This window comes from Stenotrophomonas sp. 05L44_2 (assembly GCF_056665995.1).
In genome coordinates this window covers 1-1,997 of sequence record NZ_JBFTNR010001013.1, presented here as the reverse complement: position 1 = coordinate 1,997, position 1,997 = coordinate 1, and the positions used below count along the sequence as shown (strand labels likewise).

Annotated in this window: 3 protein-coding genes; all 3 read right to left on the bottom strand. The window is 60.9% G+C overall.

Annotated features, from left to right (window positions below; translation table 11 throughout):
• On the bottom strand, nt 1–915 hold a 915-nt coding region (locus AC1VAN_RS22750), incomplete at its 3' end, for a DNA/RNA helicase domain-containing protein (protein ID WP_480986854.1).
• 70 nt (nt 916–985) lie between these two features.
• On the bottom strand, nt 986–1,360 hold the full coding sequence (locus AC1VAN_RS22745; protein WP_154880112.1) for a nucleotide pyrophosphohydrolase: 375 nt from the start codon (nt 1,358–1,360) through the stop codon (nt 986–988).
• A 211-nt stretch (nt 1,361–1,571) separates the two neighbouring features.
• The coding region (locus AC1VAN_RS22740) for an enoyl-CoA hydratase/isomerase family protein (RefSeq protein WP_480986853.1) at nt 1,572–1,997 on the bottom strand (426 nt) is incomplete at its 5' end.

The following is a 1,997-nucleotide window of genomic DNA, read 5'->3' as shown; positions in this document are numbered from 1 at the left end:
GCACAGGGCAGCGTTGATCAGTTCCATGATCTGGTTTTTGCCCTCGTTTCCGTAGAACCCGCCCTGCTCGGTGAGCCGGTGCGCCTCGTCGACGATCAGCAGGTCAAATTCGTTCTCGGGGGTGTTGACGTACGCTCCGGACCCACCGAAGAAGTGGTGGAGGCGATCGTTAACCTTCGACTTGCTGAGGGCGCTTTTGTAGACCTCACGTGGCGCGGCATTCTTCGAGACGTACTTGACGTTCAAGCCCTCGCGCACTGCGGCCAGAAGATTGACCGCAACCACGGACTTGCCCGTACCCGGGCCGCCCTCAACGATGACGACACGGGGTTTCCGGTCTGCGTGTGCCTGGGCACAGGCCGCCTTGGCGGCTTCGAACACGTGCTTCTGTTCGTCAAGCAAGGTGAACGCACTGTTCCCCGAGAGCAATCCATACAACTCGTCTGCGAGCGTCTTGGACGGGCGGATAGGGGCGCTGTCCAGCTTGGCCAGCACCGGGATGCCATTGCCCTTGCTTGTGTACTGACTGATGAAAGCGCGCAGCCCTTCAAGGTCGCCCGCTCCCTTCAGGAAGAGTGGTGCACGTTGGATGTAGGGCTTGTAATGCGGTGAGTCGATCACGCCGTCCGACACATAGTTGTGCAGATAGGCGCAGGGGTGAAGCTGGAGCGTTCCTTTATGGACCGCTTCGTTGAAGCCTTCAAGGAACGCCGAATAGGACCAGGCCTGATAGCTGGGATGGACCCGCAAGTCTCCGGGGCGCAGCTCGATCATGGCGTCTCGATTGGATTGCTTGATGGACGACCATTGTTTGAGCTCGATGATGATGACGTGGGGCGAGCCGTCCTCGGCGTGGCCCGACAGGACAACGTCAATGCGCTTCCGTGACTGAGGCAGGATGAATTCAACTGCCACGCCGATGTCCCCGGGAATGGAGGGGTGGTTCAGCGCACGAGCGACGTATCCTTGTCTGCCTGGTAGACGATCATGGCTGCGACAGCTTGTTGTACTTGGTGCTGACGCCCCGTGAGAGATCGACCGGGTACTTGGCAGCATTCGTGGCCAGCTTGTTGCTGACAGCGGCATTCAGATCGATTCCGAGCACGTCCGACAGCCGGATGAGGTAGAGCGCCACATCGGCGATTTCATCGCGTACGGCGTTGGCGGTGGCTTCCGAGGATGCCGCCTTGAACGAATCGGCCTCTGTCATCCACTGGAAAATCTCGTTCAGCTCTCCAACTTCACCGGAGAGGGCCATGACAAGGTTCTTCGGGGAATGGAACTGCGCCCAGTCACGGGCTTCGGCGAACTCCCTTAGCGCTTGGGCAGCGCCGTTGACCTCGACGAGAGATGTTTCCATGGCAGGGCCTAATACGACAGAGGATGGCCAATTCTACCCTTGCGTTTGGGCCGTATGCGACGGCAGCGAAGCGAGGGGCCGGCTTTCAAGTCCGTGGGAGTGGGAGCGCGCTCCGGTTACTCCGCGTTCGTTGTCCCGCCGGACTGGCGAGATGCCACGTTCTTTACCCGTTTTCGCAAGCAAGCCTCCCTCCAGGGCCTACGTGGCGCCGCTACACTTCCAACTGGCGAAGCAGCGTCTCCAGATTCCTCTCGCCGTCCTTGGTTTGCGCGCCCGCCTTGAGCCCGCCCCGAATGAGATTTTCGGCCGCAGGGCGCGCGAACAGTCCTGCCCATGCGTCATGCTCGCGACGAAAGCCCTCACGCAGGTCTGCCATCGGCACTGCCTTCTTGGCCGCGACGATGACGCCCTCAGGTAACGCAGCGATGTTGCGCGCCAGTCGATCGACGAAATCGTCGAGCTCCGCCGCAGGCAACGCCCGGTTGATCCACCCATAACGCTCCGCGGTTGTCGCACTGATGACATCGGCGCCCAGGATCACTTCAAGTGTGCGACCGCGCGTCATCCGGGTAGATAGATACTGAGTGGCGCCGCCCCCGGGCGTAATGCCCATCAACGCCTCGCACTGGGCAAGTCC

What these genes read in the sequence shown, in the direction of transcription:
- AC1VAN_RS22745 (WP_154880112.1), bottom strand. Translation starts at nt 1,360, where the DNA reads ATGGAAACATCTCTCGTCGAGGTCAACGGCGCTGCCCAAGCGCTAAGG.